At 59.6% G+C, this 16,228-nt stretch carries 14 protein-coding genes and 1 tRNA gene; 4 read left to right on the forward strand and 11 right to left on the reverse strand.

Going from position 1 to position 16,228, the window contains the following annotated elements:
- Positions 1-32 precede the first annotated feature (32 nt).
- Entirely contained in the window at positions 33-242 is a 210-nt protein-coding gene (locus ACR0AA_RS05375) for a DUF1127 domain-containing protein (protein WP_480755594.1), read from the forward strand.
- 134 nt (positions 243-376) lie between these two features.
- On the opposite strand, the gene ACR0AA_RS05380 is transcribed toward ACR0AA_RS05375, so the two are convergent.
- Positions 377-820, reverse strand: a complete 444-nt coding sequence (locus tag ACR0AA_RS05380; RefSeq protein WP_480755595.1) for a hypothetical protein — start codon at positions 818-820, stop codon at positions 377-379.
- Positions 821-946: 126 nt separating this feature from the next.
- A tRNA-Trp gene (locus tag ACR0AA_RS05385) sits at positions 947-1,022 on the reverse strand.
- Positions 1,023-1,165: 143 nt separating this feature from the next.
- Between ACR0AA_RS05385 and ACR0AA_RS05390 the strand changes: the two genes are divergently transcribed.
- Entirely contained in the window at positions 1,166-1,870 is a 705-nt protein-coding gene (locus ACR0AA_RS05390) for a lysophospholipid acyltransferase family protein (protein WP_480662036.1), read from the forward strand.
- Here ACR0AA_RS05390 and ACR0AA_RS05395 read toward each other — a convergent pair.
- From ACR0AA_RS05395 to ACR0AA_RS05415, 5 genes are all read right to left on the reverse strand, one after another.
- Positions 1,867-2,181, reverse strand: a complete 315-nt coding sequence (locus ACR0AA_RS05395; protein ID WP_480755597.1) for a MoaD/ThiS family protein — start codon at positions 2,179-2,181, stop codon at positions 1,867-1,869. The two genes, ACR0AA_RS05390 and ACR0AA_RS05395, sit on opposite strands and share 4 nt — an antisense overlap.
- Complete coding sequence (locus tag ACR0AA_RS05400; RefSeq protein ID WP_480755599.1) at positions 2,105-4,360, reverse strand: xanthine dehydrogenase family protein molybdopterin-binding subunit; 2,256 nt, start codon at positions 4,358-4,360, stop codon at positions 2,105-2,107. The genes ACR0AA_RS05395 and ACR0AA_RS05400 overlap by 77 nt, the downstream gene beginning before the upstream one ends.
- Complete coding sequence (locus ACR0AA_RS05405; protein WP_480662030.1) at positions 4,360-4,839, reverse strand: (2Fe-2S)-binding protein; 480 nt, start codon at positions 4,837-4,839, stop codon at positions 4,360-4,362. Before ACR0AA_RS05405 ends, ACR0AA_RS05400 begins: the two co-directional genes overlap by 1 nt.
- Entirely contained in the window at positions 4,836-5,702 is an 867-nt protein-coding gene (locus ACR0AA_RS05410) for an FAD binding domain-containing protein (RefSeq protein ID WP_480662028.1), read from the reverse strand. The genes ACR0AA_RS05405 and ACR0AA_RS05410 overlap by 4 nt, the downstream gene beginning before the upstream one ends.
- A gap of 128 nt (positions 5,703-5,830) precedes the next feature.
- Entirely contained in the window at positions 5,831-9,043 is a 3,213-nt protein-coding gene (locus ACR0AA_RS05415; RefSeq protein ID WP_480755601.1) for a reductive dehalogenase, read from the reverse strand.
- Positions 9,044-9,118: 75 nt separating this feature from the next.
- On the opposite strand from ACR0AA_RS05415, the gene ACR0AA_RS05420 reads away from it, so the two are divergent.
- Positions 9,119-10,021 carry a LysR family transcriptional regulator gene (locus ACR0AA_RS05420; RefSeq protein WP_480662024.1) on the forward strand — a complete coding sequence of 301 codons (903 nt, stop codon included), beginning with the start codon at positions 9,119-9,121 and terminating at the stop codon, positions 10,019-10,021.
- Here the strand turns inward: ACR0AA_RS05420 and ACR0AA_RS05425 are convergent.
- On the reverse strand, positions 10,012-10,953 hold the full coding sequence (locus ACR0AA_RS05425) for a LysR substrate-binding domain-containing protein (protein ID WP_480662022.1): 942 nt from the start codon (positions 10,951-10,953) through the stop codon (positions 10,012-10,014). The genes ACR0AA_RS05420 and ACR0AA_RS05425 overlap by 10 nt on opposite strands.
- 13 nt (positions 10,954-10,966) lie before the next feature.
- On the opposite strand from ACR0AA_RS05425, the gene ACR0AA_RS05430 reads away from it, so the two are divergent.
- Entirely contained in the window at positions 10,967-11,668 is a 702-nt protein-coding gene (locus ACR0AA_RS05430) for an SDR family oxidoreductase (RefSeq protein ID WP_480662021.1), read from the forward strand.
- A 2-nt stretch (positions 11,669-11,670) separates the two neighbouring features.
- Here the strand turns inward: ACR0AA_RS05430 and ACR0AA_RS05435 are convergent, their stop codons facing one another.
- The 3 genes from ACR0AA_RS05435 to ACR0AA_RS05445 are packed head-to-tail and all read right to left on the reverse strand — an operon-like array spanning position 11,671 to position 16,205.
- On the reverse strand, positions 11,671-12,942 hold the full coding sequence (locus ACR0AA_RS05435) for an NAD(P)/FAD-dependent oxidoreductase (RefSeq protein ID WP_480662019.1): 1,272 nt from the start codon (positions 12,940-12,942) through the stop codon (positions 11,671-11,673).
- 39 nt (positions 12,943-12,981) lie between these two features.
- Positions 12,982-14,016: an ACP S-malonyltransferase gene (locus ACR0AA_RS05440; protein ID WP_480662017.1), complete on the reverse strand. Its 1,035-nt coding sequence runs from the start codon at positions 14,014-14,016 to the stop codon at positions 12,982-12,984.
- Positions 14,013-16,205: a dehydrogenase E1 component subunit alpha/beta gene (locus ACR0AA_RS05445; protein WP_480662015.1), complete on the reverse strand. Its 2,193-nt coding sequence runs from the start codon at positions 16,203-16,205 to the stop codon at positions 14,013-14,015. Before ACR0AA_RS05445 ends, ACR0AA_RS05440 begins: the two co-directional genes overlap by 4 nt.
- Positions 16,206-16,228 lie beyond the last annotated feature (23 nt).

A 16,228-nucleotide genomic window follows, 5' to 3' on the forward strand; every position in this document is an offset into this window, starting at 1 on the left:
AGAACAGCCAACATGCAATGGAGGAGATTATGATGGCCTATGCAGACTTCATCACCGGAAACGGTATTTTTTCGAACCTCTTTGCGTCCGCAGAGGAAAGAAAAGCCAAACGTGAAAAGAAAGCTGAGTACAAACGTAAACGGCGCGAAATCGACAGGATGTCGGACAAGGAACTAATGGACCTGGGCTATTGCCGAGGTGACATGCACGAGATGGTTTACCGGCATTACTTCTCGGGCTGAGTTCGGAGCCTTATTCCGTGCCGTGCGTTCGGCGTGACTGAAGCTCAACACATCGTCACGCCGCGCGCTCAAAAACCAGCAAGCTCCTACTGAAACACGAATTTCTAACGAATTTCACAGATCCCTTAAGACACTCAGTCCGGCAATATGTAGATTGTCAGATAACACAAAAGCTGGAATCCGCCCTGAACCATGTGGTTTTCCTCTAGGTCGAAATTCATGACGGTCTGGTCCGAAAGAAAAAACGCCAGCCACAGCCCCAGCGAAACTATAAAGGCCCTGTCCACTCGGCGGAACCACAGTTCGCTATGAGAGTAAGGCGTCGCCAAAGCGATCAGGAACAGCCCTGCAGACAGCAGCGCCCACAGGATGATCCCAATGAACAGTGAGACATTTATCGCTGTTGTGGAACCAAATTGCTCAAGCGTCTTCACAAGAAATGGGTAATTGTGCCCGTCAAACCAAGGCGTCGATGTCACGCCCAACAGTTCCAGCCCTCCTACGAAATCGGTCAGGAAGGCCATAACCCACCACAGGAACCAGAAGACCACCAACCCTTGCTTGAACAAAACGCGCATTGACCGCCCCCACGATCAGAATTTCTGAAATAATTGGAGAAGGATACGTTGTTTTCTCAAAAATCCAAAATCACGGGTTAAGCAGCCTGGCTTACCCACTCGCATTGCGTTCGGATTTTTGGGAAATGGCAGGGGCAGCAGGGTTCGAACCCGCGACCTACGGTTTTGGAGACCGTCGCTCTACCAACTGAGCTATACCCCTAAGGTGCGCCTCAGATATGCCAGCAGCGCGGCGGACTCAAGAGGCTTTTTCAAATTCCCGCTCACTATTCCATTCCACAAACACGTTGCGCGCTGCGATGAGTTCTATAAGACACGGTTTGGTCAACATAGGGAAAGCCATCCGTGAGTATCCGCACCAAGATAGCCGACAGCGACACCGTCCTGAACTGGGCAGCGCGACGCATCGCCAGCTATATCCGGATGGTCAATCGTAACACCCGCTGGCAGCGCATTGGCTACGAGGAATTGGACCAGTTGGCCGAACAGGGTGAGCCGGTCATCGTGGTGCTTTGGCATCAGCGACTGGCTCAATCGCCTTACTTCTTTCCGCTGGATAAGGGGCGAATCTGTTCGATCACATCCTCTGCACGGGCGGGCAGCATGGTGGGGCGCGTTCAGCAACTGTTCGGCATGGACACGATCGCGATGTCCAGCCACAAGCGCCATGTCGCGCTGTCACGCGAGGTGCTGGGCAAGATGAAACAGGGGATCTCGATCGGGATTGCCGCTGATGGGCCGCGCGGACCAGAACGGGTGTCTTCGACCGTGCCGCTGATCTGGGCGCGGACTTCAGGCAAGCGGGTGTTCGGGATCACTTTTTCTGCAAAGCATGGGCGCGAAGCAGGCACATGGGACCGCCTGCTGATGCCGCGCCCCTGGCGTAATGAAGGTGTGTTTCTGTGTCGAGAATGGACGGATACCGTACCGCGCAAAGCTACTGAACAGCAGATTGAAGAGCTGCGCCAGAGCCTCGAGAACCACATGAATGACATCACTGCCGAAGCCGACCGCATGGTTGGTCGCGAACCGTGGTCGCCTGAAAGCTAACCGCCCCTAAGTCGTTGCATCAAGTATACTTCGCTGCCTTCGGGGATCGGTTCGGTTAGCCCCGTAGCGATGACGCGGCCGTCGATGGCAATGGAAACGCCCGCATCAATCGGCCCCTGAAGCTGCGGGTGTACGCGCACCAGTGCGCGTAGCAATTCGCCGGTGGTTTTGGCGTCAACCTCTACCACCTGCTGGCCCCCGGTCAAAGACCGGAGACCAGCCCAGAGATGAACTTCAACCATTGTCCTTGAGTGCCGCCAGAATACGCGGCGGCGACATGGGCAATTGCCGCATGCGAACGCCTGCCGCATGCGAAACCGCGTTCGCAATCGCAGCCAAAGGCGGCACGATGCCAGTTTCGCCTACACCACGAACGCCGAACGGGTGGCCGGGGTTGGGCACTTCGACGATCACCGTGTCGATCATCGGCAAGTCACTGGCAACCGGGATACGGTAGTCGAGGAAGATCGAGTTCTGCAGGCGACCATCGTCGCCATAGATATATTCCTCGTTCAGCGCCCAGCCGATGCCCTGCGCAGCACCGCCCTGATACTGGCCTTCCACATAGGTCGGGTGGATCGCTTTACCCGCGTCCTGAATGACCGTGTAGCGGGTGATTGAGGTCTTGCCGGTCTCAGGATCCACCTCCGCGTCCACGATATGGGTGCCGAATGACACGCCTGCGCCTTCGGGGGTGGCTTCGAAATGGCCCGAGATCGGACCTCCGGTCGCCCCCATATGTGCGGTGATTTCCGCCAGTGGGCGCGGATCGAAGTCACCCGCATTGGGGCCCGAGGGCACGGCGCAGCCGTTCTCCCATTTCACCGCGTCGGTCGGGATCCCCCAGCTGGCCGCCGCACGGGCACACAGCTGTTCGACCGCGTGTTTGGCCGCTTTGATGGTGGCCAGACCGCTGGCGTAAGTCACGCGCGAGCCGTGGCTGACGTCGTTATACCCCAGTGTGGCCGTATCGGCGATGGTTACACGGATATTCTCGTACGGGATGCCCAGCACCTCGGCGGCCATCAGCGCCATCGATGCGCGCGAGCCGCCGATATCAGGCGTGCCGACCATCAACTGGGCCGAGCCATCCTCGGATAGCGCCAGCGACACCGAGGTCTCGCCGCCGTGGTTGAACCAGAACCCGCAGGAAATCCCTCGCCCCTGCCCCGGCTTCAGCGGCGCTGAGTAATGCGGATGCGCTTTGGCGGCTTCCAGCGTCTCGACCAGACCGATGCGTTCGTAGGTCGGACCATAGCTGGCTTTGGTGCCTTCATGCGCGGCGTTTTTCAGACGCACATCAACCGGGTCCAGACCCAGCTTTTTGCACAGCTCATCAATTACGGACTCGACCGCAAAAGCCCCCATCGGCGCACCCGGCGCGCGGTATGCGGCCTGTTTCGGGCGGTTGGCCATGACGTCATAACCGATCTGCTTGACGTTGGTCAGGTTGTAGGGCGCGAAGGCGCACATGGCGGTCATATCGCCGGGCGCACCCGGGAATGCGCCACCCTGCAGGCGGAACACGCCCTGAGCAGCAGAGATCGTGCCGTCTTTTTTCATCCCGATCTTGATGTCCATCGACGCCGACGCGGTCGGGCCAGTTGCCCGGAACACTTCTGAACGTGACATCACGATCTTGACCGGGCGGTTGGCCCGGCGGCTCAACGCCAGTGCAACAGGTTCGATAAAGACCGTTGTCTTGCCACCGAAACCACCACCAATTTCCGAGGCTGTTACACGCAGCTGCGAGGTCTCAATGCCCAGCAGTGCGGCGCAGGTCTTTTGCGCGATCCAATGCCCTTGGGTGGTGCACCACAGCTCACCTTTACCGTCATTGCCCAACATACCCAGACAGGCATGCGGTTCGATGTAGCCCTGGTGGGTCGCCTCAGTGACAAAGCTGTCCTCAATGACCAGATCAGCCTCGGCAAAGCCGGCTTCAACATCGCCGTGACCGCTTTCGTGGTAACGCACGACGTTCGGATGCATCCCTTCCGGAACCGAATAGTCCGCCGCACCTTCGCGAATGACCGGAGCATCCGGGGCCATCGCCTTATCCACGTCGGTGACGTGGGGCAGCACTTCGTATTCGACCTCGATCAGCTTGAGCGCATCCCGCGCTGCGAGGGCAGACGTAGCCGCAACAGCCGCAACGGCGTGACCGTCGTACAAAGCCTTTTCGCCCGCCATGACGTTTTCCAGAACATTCCAGAACTCGCCTTCCAGACCGGGCTTGAACGGAACGTCTGCAAAATCCGTTCGGGTCACGACGGCCTTGACGTCCTTGTGCGCCTCGGCCTTCGAGGTGTCGATCTTCACGATCCGCGCATGCGCGTGAGGCGAGCGCAGGATCGCACCGTGAAGCATGCCTGGCGCATAGGCATCAGCCCCGAACTTCGCGCGGCCTGTGACCTTGTCCAAACCGTCAGGACGGTTCGGGCGCGTGCCAACAAATGTGAATTCAGATTTGCGATCGTCGAGTGCCATTACGAAGCCTCCCGCAGTTCTTCAGCCGTTTCCATCACAGCACGAATGATCTTGTCATAACCGGTGCAGCGGCACAGGTTGCCCGCCAGCCAGTACCGCGTTTCCTCTTCGGTCGGGTTGGGGTTTTTCTCTAGCAGCGACTTGGCCGCGACCAGAATACCCGGAGTGCAGATACCGCACTGCAGCGCTGCATGTTCGATGAACTTCTTCTGCAATGGGTGCAGAACGTCGCCATCTGCGATGCCTTCGACAGTTTCGATCTGCTTGCCCTCGGCCTCAACGCCCAGCATCAGGCAGGAACAGACCAGACGGCCGTCCACCGAGACCGAACACGCGCCGCAGTCACCAGTCCCGCAACCCTCTTTCGCGCCGGTCAGGTTCAGTTTGTCGCGCAGGCAGTCCAGCAGGGTTTCGCGCGGATCGCAGAGGTATTCGACCGCGTCCCCGTTAACGGTAGTAGATACGTGGAACTTGCTCATGCTTGCTCTCCCTTCGCACGGGCATAGGCGATTTTTGCGGCGCGCTTGGCCAGAACGCCAGCGACCTCGGTGCGGAACTCAATCGTGCCGCGTTTGTCGTCGATCGGGTTGCAGGCGGCAGATGCCGCAGCGGCCAGCGCATCCAGCGCGGCCTCATCCAGCGCGCTGCCGATAATGGCCTTGGCGCAGTCGTCGACCAGCAGAACCGTCGGGGCTACAGCTCCCAGCGACACGCGCGCTTCGATGACAGTGTCGCCGTCCAGACGCAGGTTTACACCAACGCCGACAACGGCAATGTCCATTTCGGTGCGCGGGATAAACCGCAGGTAGGCGTCTCCGCCATTCTCGCCCCGGGCCGGAATGTGGACGGCCGAGATCAGTTCCCCTTTTGCCAGGGACGTTTTGCCTGGGCCCGTGGGGATGTTTTCAACCGCAACCTCTCGGTCGCCTTCCGGTCCGGTCACCGTGACCGTCACTCCTGCCGCCACCATAGCGGGCACGGAGTCTGCTGCAGGCGATCCGTTGCACAGGTTACCTGTCAGCGTCGCGCGCCCTTGCACCTGAGTCGATCCGATCAGATCCATCGCCTCAACCACGCCAGGCCAATCCCGGCCCAGTTCGGGGTGCTCGCTCATTTCTGCACCGGTTGCAGCGACGCCCAGCGTCCAGCTGCCATCGGCATTGCTATTGATGTCACTGACGCCATCAATCTTTTTGATGTCGATCAGCGTGTCGGGTGTCACCAGTTCCGAGCGCAGCTGCACCAGAACATCGGTACCGCCTGCCAAAAACCGCGTGATGCCCGTCGCGTTTGCAGCCAGGGCCGACGCCTCGGCAAAGCTGGCGGGGCTGTGATAATCCATGAAAATACCTCGCACCTGTTGATCAGGATTCACTGGGTTCGCAGGGGACGTTAGTGCAGCAACCCCACGGCGTCCATGGCCGGAACGACCAATTTTTGTGTTTCACGAAGTCGTTTTCAGACTTCAGATCAGAGGTCGAGTTCAATCACGCCTTCAGGTTCAGCCGCGCGGCTTTGGCACAGGATGATCGCATCCTCGCGCTGCTTGTTCGACAGGACAAAGTCGCGATGTTCGATATCGCCGGAAATTACCACGCATTTGCAGACCCCGCAGATGCCGTCTGCGCATTTGACATCCACATGGATACCGGCCTCGTTCAGCACCTGAGCGGCGTCTCTGTTCTGCGGGACAGTCAGTTCCCTACCCGACTTTGCCAGCTTCAGAGTGAATGGGTGGTTCTCGTATTCCGGCTGCTCGGGAACTGAGAAATACTCCAGATGACGCGCCTCCTCGGGGAAACCCTGCCGCTCAGCCGCCGCGATGACCCCGTCCATGTAGCGATCCGGCCCGCACGTGTATACGTGCCATCCTTCCTGATAGTTCGACAAGATCGCATCCAAATCGGCGCGCGTACCTTCGTCCGAGAAATGGTAATGCAAGTGGTCCGCCCATGGCATTGCCGCAAGGTCGTCCAGATACCCGGCCCCGGCGCGTGTGCTGGCCGAGTAATGCAGCTCGAACGGTTTGCCCAGCGCGTACAGGCGATGCGCAAAGGCGATCATCGGCGTGATTCCGATGCCACCTCCCATAAGGAAGGTCTTGGTTGCACCCTCATCCAGTTCGAAGTGGTTGATGGGTTTCGAGATGAAAACCTTGCGCCCTTCGTTGAAAATTCGATGCAGTAAGGCAGACCCACCCCGCCCTTCATCCTCGCGCAAGACGCCGATCTGATAGACAGACCTGTCAGACGGATCGCCCGACATCGAATACTGGCGCAGGAACTCAGGCGCGACCAGCACATCCAGATGTGCGCCCGCTGTCCATCCCGGCAGGGGCGCACCGTCCAGCGATGAGAATTCGTATTTCGTAACATCGGCAGTCATCTTGTCGGCTTTGGTCAATTCGACCCGCATGACAGGCGCATCCCCGGCGACTTGATACCGATGCACAACAGACATGTCTCCGCCCGCCTTGCGGGACTTGTATTCCTCGGCAGTTACCATCGCCTGATAGGCTGCGATCCCGGCCTCGCGGTCCATCATAAAGGGATACGGCCAGGGATGTGGGGCCAGATAGGCGGGATAAACGGCAAGCGTCTGATCTTCGTATTTCAGGTCCAGGTCCGTCCGCAGGTTACGCCGGTTCAGCGGATGCTGCGTCGGGCGATAGGCACCGTCCGACTGTAACTCGATATCCCACCACCATTTCTTGACGTCGTTCAGACCGCCATTGCCCACCGCGTCATCCAGCTTCGCCAATGCCGGCGCGGCCTGAGGGATATTCATCGCCGCCCAGCGGAACGGCCTTTCCTTGAAGATACCTTCGAGGTTCCAGGGACAGGTTTTCATGCATCGCCCGCACATTGCCCCGCCGGGCGTGGTCACGCGGTAGGTCGCGCATTTCTGGCTGTCGGATTTCCAGATTTCATAGCCGTTGAACATCAGTTTCGGCCCGGCGGTAATCGCGCCCGAGGGGCACTCGCGCGCGCATTTGTTGCAGCTTTCGCAAAAGGTCTGCAGTCCAAAATCGATCGGCTTGTCATGCTCCATCGGCATATCGGTCGTCACCGCACCGGACTTCAGGCGCGGCCCGAGATAGGGGTTTAGAATAACCTCACCGATCCGGCTGACCTCTCCCAATCCCGACAGCAACAGCAAGGGCGGCTGCAGCACCTCTCCATCCATCACAGTATGCGCCTTAGCCTTGTAACCAAGGTTACGGATCTGCTGTGCGATCACACCACCAAGCAACGAGAAACGCAGATAGGCCCGCATAGACTGGGCAACGCTGATCCAGTCGTCACCGCTGGCGCCTTCCATGGTCTCATAGCCCTGATCGATGATCATGCTGATCGCCTGATCATGGGACGGGTTGATCACTTCACCGGTGGCGTCGTGGGAATACCACGCCCATTCCGGGCAGCGGCTGAGGCCCACGGCATCGACGCCGAGGAAATAGGTCGCAGCCTTGATGTTCGCGGCATTTCGGGACGCATCGCTCGGACACGGGCCATTTGTGCTGTCGCCATCCTGCAGCAACACAAATGCCCCAAGTGAACGACGTTGCGCGAAACTGGGGGCGGCCTTGCGCACATAGTGCCCCCCCTTTGCTGCATCCTGCAGCGGTTTGCCCATATCCCCGAATTGTGCGCGGGCAAACATGTCAGCGCGCTTGGGCACACGAGCGACATTCTCTTCGTCAATATAAGTTGTCGGGTCATCGACGCGCCTGAGCTTCTCGAACGGATGCGCCCCGTCCACATAGCGTCGTTTGGCGTAGGCATCGCGGTTCAGCGCGTTCTTGGCAAACCCTGTTCCCAACCACCACGACGGGCCCTGCGTACGGAACCACGGCTGTTGCGCCATCGGCCGCAACGGCTGATCATGCGCAATCTCCATCTCGGTGGTCACAGCCGCCAGACCGAAACGCTTGCCCAACCACGGGACAACGGCCTCGCCATCCTCAATCGAGGCCAGACCCGCAGCCACCGCCAGCTTACCCAGATCGACCTCCGAGGACATCGAGGTATGCGCTCGCGCGTCGAACCCCAGCAGCCGGATGTAATTAGCTATCACGACGGCATTCTCGGTCGCCAGCAAACATGCACGGTGATCCTGCGCGTCCATGATCCAATCCGTGCCCGGCTCATCAGGGTCGGGGTCGCGGTTGTGCTCATAAAGAAAGACGATGGTATGGCGGTGCGTGTCCATCGGCTTGGGCGCGGCCTCCATGCTTTCCTTGAGATCGGCCATGATCAGGTCGATCCCCGAGGCCAGCGTCTTGGTCTGCCGAGTGCGCAGCGCATGGGCCAGACGGTCGATATCAGGGTTGCGCCGCGGTTCGGGCAGCAGCGCATCGTTCGGAAGCGGACCGCAGCCCATCATCGACGCATCGTTGAAGTATCCAAACGCCTTGAGGTGATCGGCGCGTGTGGCAGGGTCCGCTGGAATCTCGGACATAACCGGGTTTACAAAACCGTCCCGGATGGCGTCCATCATCGCCTGAAATTCGCCCATCGCGTTGACGATGCTTTGGGGCTGATCCGGGCGATGGAAACTCAGCGCTGGCATAGGCTTTAGGGACGAAAAGTCCGGCATTGCAATTTGCCGCGCCAACCGCTCCAGCGGATAGGGGCCCATGTGGACCGGTCGGTTCTTGTCCGAGAAAAAGCGGATCCCCATTGCGCGCCTCCTGTTTCTGACTGTCACCTAATGTGCAGTGGACAGTAAATCCATTCATGAATAGTCATAGACAGTATGAACAAAACTGATTTTACGGATTTGGATGGAAAAGTCCTGCGGGTGTTTCTAACCATCCTCGAGGAAAGCTCCGTCTCAAAGGCAGCCGACCGACTGGGCGTGACGCAATCGGCAATCAGCCATACGTTGTCCAAGCTACGGTCGGTTCTGGGCGACCCGCTGTTCGTGCGATCCGGACAAGGGCTGACACCGACCGAGCGCGCATTATCGCTGAAAGACCCGGTGCAACATGTGCTGGACGGAATGCGCGCGCTGACTGAAGATCGCCCGTTTGATCCGCTTTCAGAAGAGATGACATTTCAGATCGCTACAAACGACATGCCAAGGGAACTGATCTTCCCGCAGCTGCTGCAAGAGGTTCGGGCCGAAGGCGTACGGTTGGGACTAGGTTTTATTCCGTCCGGGGTTCCGGACCCGGACCTGCTGCGTAGTGATCGGTGTCAGTTGATGCTGACCCCGCTCCCTCCGGACGGGCCGGACATCTTTCAGAAACGTATCCTTAGCAGCCCCTTGATGATCTTTTTTGATGGCGCGCGGCGATCTCCTCCGGGCAGTTGGGAAACCTATTGTGTCACCGAACATGTCGAGGTGCGATTTGCAGATGGGCGCAGCTCGCGCGCGGTAATGCGAGGCGTCGATCAAAGCCAGATCCGGCCACCCACCGTGATCCTTCCGCATTTCAATGCGATTACGTCATTTGTGAGGGGCAGCGATCTGATTTCAACCGACACTGCGCTGATGAAACATGGCCCGCTGGCATCGCTGGATTGTGCGCCCCTGCCCTTCGAATGTGAGCCTGTCTCGATCTACATGGTCTGGCACCAACGGTCATCCAACGACCCGGCACATCGTTGGTTGCGGGACCGGATCGAAAGGATCGCAGGTACACTTCAGGCCTGAGACAGCAGCCAGTCTTTCATCAGTGCGACAAGCGCCGGTTGGCGGGGTTGTTTGGGGGTTATGATGTAAAACCCCAGATCCTCGACCAATTCGTCGGGGATCGGGCGCACCAGTTGCCCTGCGGCAAGTTGTGCTGAAACCAGAGGTTCGTTGGCCAGCGCCACCCCCTGATCCGACACTGCCGCGTCAATTGCCAAGCTGGTTTGGCTGAAACTCATGATCCTTGGCTTGCCCGAGACGCCTGCGCGCTGCAGGAACAGCGGCCAAAAGCCGTGCGTGTCATTCAACAGCATATGCTTCAGCAGGTCGGCAGGCTGGGCAATGTCTGCTGCGATTTTGGGGCTGCAGACCGGAACGAAAGTTGTTGAGAAAAGCGGCTCTGCGGTCAGATCGGCCCCGAACGGCGCGCGCCCTTGCCGGACCGCTATATCTACGCCGTCGCCTTTGAAACTCGCCAGGCGTTCCCGCGCGTCGACCTGAACCGCAATGTCCGGGTGCTGCTCGGTAAAGTTCTGCAATCGCGGGACCAACCACTTTGACGCGAAACTAGGCGTCACCGAGATGGTAATTTGTCGGTCGCCGGACAGGTCTTCGACAGCTTCTTCGATCAACCTGAAGGCCCGCCGCATCGGCGCATGAATTCGCCGCCCTGCCTCGGTCAGGGCTAGACCGCGTGGCAGTCGGTCAAACAATTGGATGGCCAATCGGGCCTCAAGCCCCCGCACCTGTTGGGCAACCGCACCCTGCGTAACGCCCAACTCTTCTGCAGCCAGACGAAAGTTCAGGTGCCGCGCCGACGCTTCAAAAGCCCGAAGTGCGTTCAGTGGAGGAAGAGCGGTCATCGCAGAACCCAGTAGTTTTTCTACAGCATAAGGCCAGCAGAACTGATTGGTCAATCCGACCAGCAGGGCCCATTCTTGTACGATCGACATATGGAGAATTCACATGACCAAAGTGGCGCTGATTACGGCTGGTGGGAGTGGCATGGGCGCGGATTCAGCCCGGCGGTTGGCCGCGGACGGGTTCAAGGTTGGAATACTGTCCTCCTCGGGCAAAGGCGAAGCCCTGGCCCACGAGTTGGGCGGAGTGGGCGTAACCGGGTCGAACCAGTCCAACGACGATCTGCAAAAGCTGGTTGATGCGGCGATGGCCCATTGGGGGCGGGTCGACGTTCTGGTCAACTCGGCCGGTCATGGACCGCGCGCGCCAGTACTGGAGCTAACGGATGAAGACTGGCACACCGGTATGGACATCTATTTCATGAACGCTGTCCGCCCGACGCGTCTGGTAACACCGATCATGCAGTCTCAGGGCGGCGGGTCCATCATCAACATCTCGACCTTCGCCGCGTTCGAGCCTGACCCTGTTTTCCCAACCTCGGGCGTGTTCCGCGCTGGTTTGGCCGCATTCACCAAGCTCTTTTCGGATCAGTATGCTGCTGACAACATCCGTATGAACAATGTCCTGCCCGGTTTCATCGACAGCTTGCCTGAGAAAGAAGAATTCCGCGCCCGCATCCCGTTGGGCCGCTACGGACGCAGCTATGACGAAATCGCCTCGGTCGTGGCAATGCTGGCCTCCGAGGGCGGCGGCTATATCACCGGCCAGAACATCCGGGTCGACGGCGGCATCACTCGCGCGGTCTGAGGTCAGAACCGAGCCTTGATAAAGTGGGTCAGCGCCGCGCCGGTTTCAAAATACGCGCGGCGCAGGCCGGTCCAGCTTTCGCGATGGTCCGTTACTGCGGGCACGGGCAATATACTCTGGTCGTCTTTCAGCAGGCTTTCTGCAGCAAGGCGACCGAAGACGGTACCTGGTCCGATCCCACGTCCCGAATAGCCGTGAATTGACAGGGCATTTGGGCCGATCTGTGCAATCTTCGGAATATGATCCGAAGTCATGGCGATGCGCCCATGCCATCCTTCGATCAACGGCTGATCCGCCAATTGCGGGTAGAGCTGCGCCAGTTTTCGCTTGATCCAGCTTTTATGAATCGTGCCGCCTGCCTGATCCAGATCACCCATAGCCCCGATGACAAACCGCCCTTCCTGATCCATTCGGAACGAGGTCATGATAAGGCCGGTATCCCAGCAACCTTCGCCCCCCGGCAGGACGCTGGCCCGCAGGTTGTCCGACAGCGGGGCCGTGGCGTACTGAAAGTAATAGACCGGCACATAAGCAGGGGCCGTGGCGGTCAGTTCGCGGTGATAGGCATTGGTGGCTTGCACCACTGATTTGGCGTGCACCGTTCCCTTTGCCGTGTTCAGCACCCAAACGCCATCCACGTGTTGCATCGACTGAACCGGGTTTTGCGTGAAAACCTGCGCACCCGCTTCAACAGCAGCGCGGGCTAGCCCATACACGTATGCCAGCGGTTGTATCGTCCCCGCACGCGGGTCGAACAGAGCGCCATGAAAGGCCGCACTGCCTGTGCGCTGACTTGCCTGCTCGGCAGACAGGAGTTCAACCGGCGCGCCAGCGGCGCTCAACTGCGCTTGGCGCGCTTTCAGATCCCGAAAGCCCGCAGCAGAATGCGCACAGTGCAAAGTGCCGTTGCGCACAGGCTCGCAGTCTATCCCGTGCTGGTCGATCAGATCGAAAACCTCTGACGGCGCCGCTGCCAACAGGTCAATCAGGCGATCCCCTGCTTCATCTCCCAAATGCGCGCGAATTTCAGCGGGCGGCAACCACAGCCCTGCGTTCGCCAGCCCGACATTGCGCCCGGACCCGCCATGCCCGATTTCCTGCGCTTCAAGCAAGCAGACGGACGCCCCGGATTTCGCGGCGGTCAGAGCTGCGGAGCAACCGGTATAGCCGCCACCTATGATCGCCAGATCAACCGAGACGTCACGGGTCGAAACGCTGGGGTCGACGTGCTCGCGGCAGGTTTTCAGCCAGAGGGACTGGTCGTGGTCGCTCACTTCACGCTCCTTGAGTTTGCGCGGATCATCAGGGCACCGTCAGCCGGTTGCAAGCACCCGTTGGTCGTCACGTCCCATGGCAATCAGGAAAGGCTGCGCATCCTGTTTTGCCTGAAACGCCGCCTTGTCGCCCATACCACGCCAATCCGCCAGCACCAGAGACTGCGCCACCGCACCTCCCAAAGTCGCGCCGGGGCCGGTGACAATGAACAAATCGGGTGCAAACTCATGCGCCGCAGTCTGAATTGCACGGCTAAAGTCGTAGGCCTCGGTCACCTGATGCCCAAGCGTGTAATCCCACAATGCCTCGGTATCCGTAGCACCGGGCCACCAGATCTTCCCACGCCCATCAATTAAGGCTTGCTCGGGCTGACCAAACAGATCAGCGCCCAATCTCGCCCGCCCCTCAGCCGCGACCGGAGCCTGCAAGGACGTGTGGAACGCGGCATGGTTCGCCAAACGCATCGGAAAACGATCCTGCACCGTGGGTTGTGAGGCTTCGAACGCCTTCAGCCCCTTTTCGTTACCCGCGAGTACAAGCATTCCACCCAGATCAATGGACAGCGCCAGATCATGCCCATCCATCGCATTGATCCCCCGTACATCCGACAGCAGGTCAGCTTTGCGGGCAGCGTCGTCAGCCCAGTCGTCACCAACAAAGGGGTAAACCAACTGACCACCGATCAGGTGATCCTGCATCAGCGTGCCCATCGTGTTTACAACTCGGAATCCGTCCTTTGGAGACAGTGCTCCGGCAGCGGCCAGCGCAATATACCAACCCATCGAGTTTCCGGTGACCGCGACCACCTCGATATCGTCCGCAAGCGCCTGCGCGTCCGCCAGCGAGGCGGCATAGATCAAGGGTGAGGCGACATCTCCGCGGGAATACTTGGAGACTGTGTAACGTGCCGCGCCGTCCAGCGCGGTCACTGCATCCTGCCCGACCTCGGCGCGGATTGCATCAAAGTCTCGGAACAACTCCATCCGATCCGCATGGTGGCGGTGCAGATATCCCAGTTCCGGTTTGTTGTAAGTGCCCCGACCAGGGCATATGACGACTGCAGTGCGGGTCATGCGCGGCCTCCGGTCAGTTTGAGCGCAGCTGTGACAATTCCATCCTTTGACGGCAACGGTGCGGCATAGGCGGGGCCAGTGGCGATAAAGCAGTCTTCGGCCACAACGCGCGCCGTCGGGATATCCCCGTTGTCTTCGTTGAAGAAGGTCATCAAAGCCTCGGACTGGCTTCCTGTGCGGCGGCATTCGTCAACGATCAGGATGTGCTTGCAACCCTTGGTGGCTTCGCGCAACGCAACTACGGGCAGCGGGGAAAGCCAGCGCATATCGATGATCCGGGGCTTTAGACCGGCGGCCGCCAGTTCAGGCAAAGCCTGTTTGGACAGGTAGTGCCCGTTGCCATAGGTAACGATGGCCAGATCTGTGCCGTTGCCGTGCACGCCGACTTCACCTAGCGCGATGCGCTGATCTGGCGATGGATAAGTGGTCATCCACCCGGCGTCCTGCGCTTCATGCAGATCGCGCATCGGGTAAAGCGCGATGGGTTCGAGGAAGACTACCACCCGCTGCTCTTCGCGCGCTAGGCGCACGCATTCGCGCAGCATCTGCGCCGCGTCAGCACCTGTGGACGGGCAGGCTATGATCACACCGGGAATATCCCGCAGAACAGCCAGCGAATTGTCGTTGTGGAAGTGGCCACCAAAGCCTTTCTGGTATCCAAGCCCGGCTATCCGCAGGACCATCGGGTTGGTGAACTGCCCGTTCGAGAAAAACGGCAAAGTCGCAGCTTCGCCCCTGATCTGGTCCTCGGCATTGTGCAGATAGGCAAGGAATTGGATTTCGGGGATCGGAATAAACCCGTTGTGCCCCATGCCGATAGCCAGCCCCAGAATGGACTGCTCGTCCAGCAGAGTGTCAATCACCCGATCCGGGCCAAAACGTTGCTGCAGCTTCTGGGTCACGCCGTAAACGCCGCCTTTGCGACCGACATCTTCGCCCATGCAGACGATCTCTCCATGTTCCAGCATCAGATCGGTCAGCGCCCAATTGATCAGGCGGCTCATGGGTTGTGGATCATCCATCGCACGCATGTCTCCGCCAAAGGCCTTGGCGCGCGTTTCGGCGCTGGGACCGTTGGTGGGTTTGCAGGTTCGTTTTGGCGGGATCAGGCTGGCCATCACTTCGGATGCATTGGCCAGATGCGGCCGGGCTGCGGCCTCGGCAGCGATCCGGTCGGTCCGATCACACGTGTCCTGATAGATTTTCAGCGCCTGATCCGGAGTCAGCGCCTCCGCCTGATCCAACAGGCGCACGGTGTGCAGCAGCGGATCGTTGGCCTCATCCGCCTCAACCTCGGACTTGGAAAGGTAGGTGGTCGGCACATCTGCCCCAGCATGGCCATAAAGGCGAACGGTTTTCAGGTGCAGGAACGCCGGTTTGCGGCGGGTCCGGGCATATTCGGCTGCCTCCTTTGCCACTGCGTAGGTGTCATAGATGTCCAGACCATTGGCCTGAAAGTACCTGATCCCCGGTCGATGCTCCATCGACGCTTGTATCCAGCCTTTCGGTGTCTTGACCGAGATGCCAATTCCGTTGTCCTCACACACGAACAACAGCGGCAAGGGTGTCGATTGCACGCTAGTCCAGCCTGCCGTGTTGATCGCGCCCTGCGCAGTAGAATGGTTGGCCGAGGCATCGCCGAAGGAACACATTGCGATCCCATCCTCGGGCAGCTCGCGGTGTTCCGGGGCATGCCGTCGCGCCGCACCCAGTGAATAGGCCGCGCCTACCGCCTTGGGCAAGTGACTGGCGATGGTCGAGGTCTGGGGCGGAATCGTCAGTGCCTTGGACCCCAGCACCTTATGCCGGCCGCCCGACGTCGGGTCTTCTTTCGAGCAGGCAAAGCTGAGCAACATATCCCACGCAATCTGCTGGCCCGGCACCTGTTCTGCCCGTGCTATCTGAAATGCCGCGTCCCGGTAGTGAAGAAAGGCGATATCTGTCGGACGCAGGGCGTGGGCGATGGCCGCCATCCCCTCGTGCCCCGAAGAGCCGATGGTGTAGAACCCCTGCCCGGCTTTCTGCATCGCGCGGCTGGTCCGGTCCAACGCACGGCTGAGAACCTGCGACCGAAACAGCGACACGGCGTCCGTATTGCTCAGTCCAGATTGAGGGTTAGCCCCTTCGGGAAAGTCGCGCTTGGCGACCCGTGTCAGGAAATTCTCGTGAACGATCTGGGCGCGGTCCATTGGATAATCCCGGTCTCCTTTGA

The organism is Ruegeria sp. CE8 (assembly GCF_056537465.1).

Excerpts from the sequence above, each read along its gene's own strand:
- ACR0AA_RS05425 (WP_480662022.1), bottom strand. The coding sequence starts at position 10,953 with ATGTCGATCGTACAAGAATGGGCCCTGCTGGTCGGATTGACCAATCAG.
- ACR0AA_RS05410 (WP_480662028.1), bottom strand. The coding sequence starts at position 5,702 with ATGGATTATCACAGCCCCGCCAGCTTTGCCGAGGCGTCGGCCCTGGCT.
- ACR0AA_RS05415 (WP_480755601.1), bottom strand. The coding sequence starts at position 9,043 with ATGGGGATCCGCTTTTTCTCGGACAAGAACCGACCGGTCCACATGGGC.
- ACR0AA_RS05405 (WP_480662030.1), bottom strand. The coding sequence starts at position 4,839 with ATGAGCAAGTTCCACGTATCTACTACCGTTAACGGGGACGCGGTCGAA.
- ACR0AA_RS05400 (WP_480755599.1), bottom strand. The coding sequence starts at position 4,360 with ATGGCACTCGACGATCGCAAATCTGAATTCACATTTGTTGGCACGCGC.
- ACR0AA_RS05375 (WP_480755594.1), top strand. The coding sequence starts at position 33 with ATGGCCTATGCAGACTTCATCACCGGAAACGGTATTTTTTCGAACCTC.
- ACR0AA_RS05440 (WP_480662017.1), bottom strand. The coding sequence starts at position 14,016 with ATGACCCGCACTGCAGTCGTCATATGCCCTGGTCGGGGCACTTACAAC.
- ACR0AA_RS05395 (WP_480755597.1), bottom strand. The coding sequence starts at position 2,181 with ATGCGGCAGGCGTTCGCATGCGGCAATTGCCCATGTCGCCGCCGCGTA.
- ACR0AA_RS05430 (WP_480662021.1), top strand. The coding sequence starts at position 10,967 with ATGACCAAAGTGGCGCTGATTACGGCTGGTGGGAGTGGCATGGGCGCG.
- ACR0AA_RS05420 (WP_480662024.1), top strand. The coding sequence starts at position 9,119 with ATGAACAAAACTGATTTTACGGATTTGGATGGAAAAGTCCTGCGGGTG.
- ACR0AA_RS05445 (WP_480662015.1), bottom strand. The coding sequence starts at position 16,205 with ATGGACCGCGCCCAGATCGTTCACGAGAATTTCCTGACACGGGTCGCC.
- ACR0AA_RS05380 (WP_480755595.1), bottom strand. The coding sequence starts at position 820 with ATGCGCGTTTTGTTCAAGCAAGGGTTGGTGGTCTTCTGGTTCCTGTGG.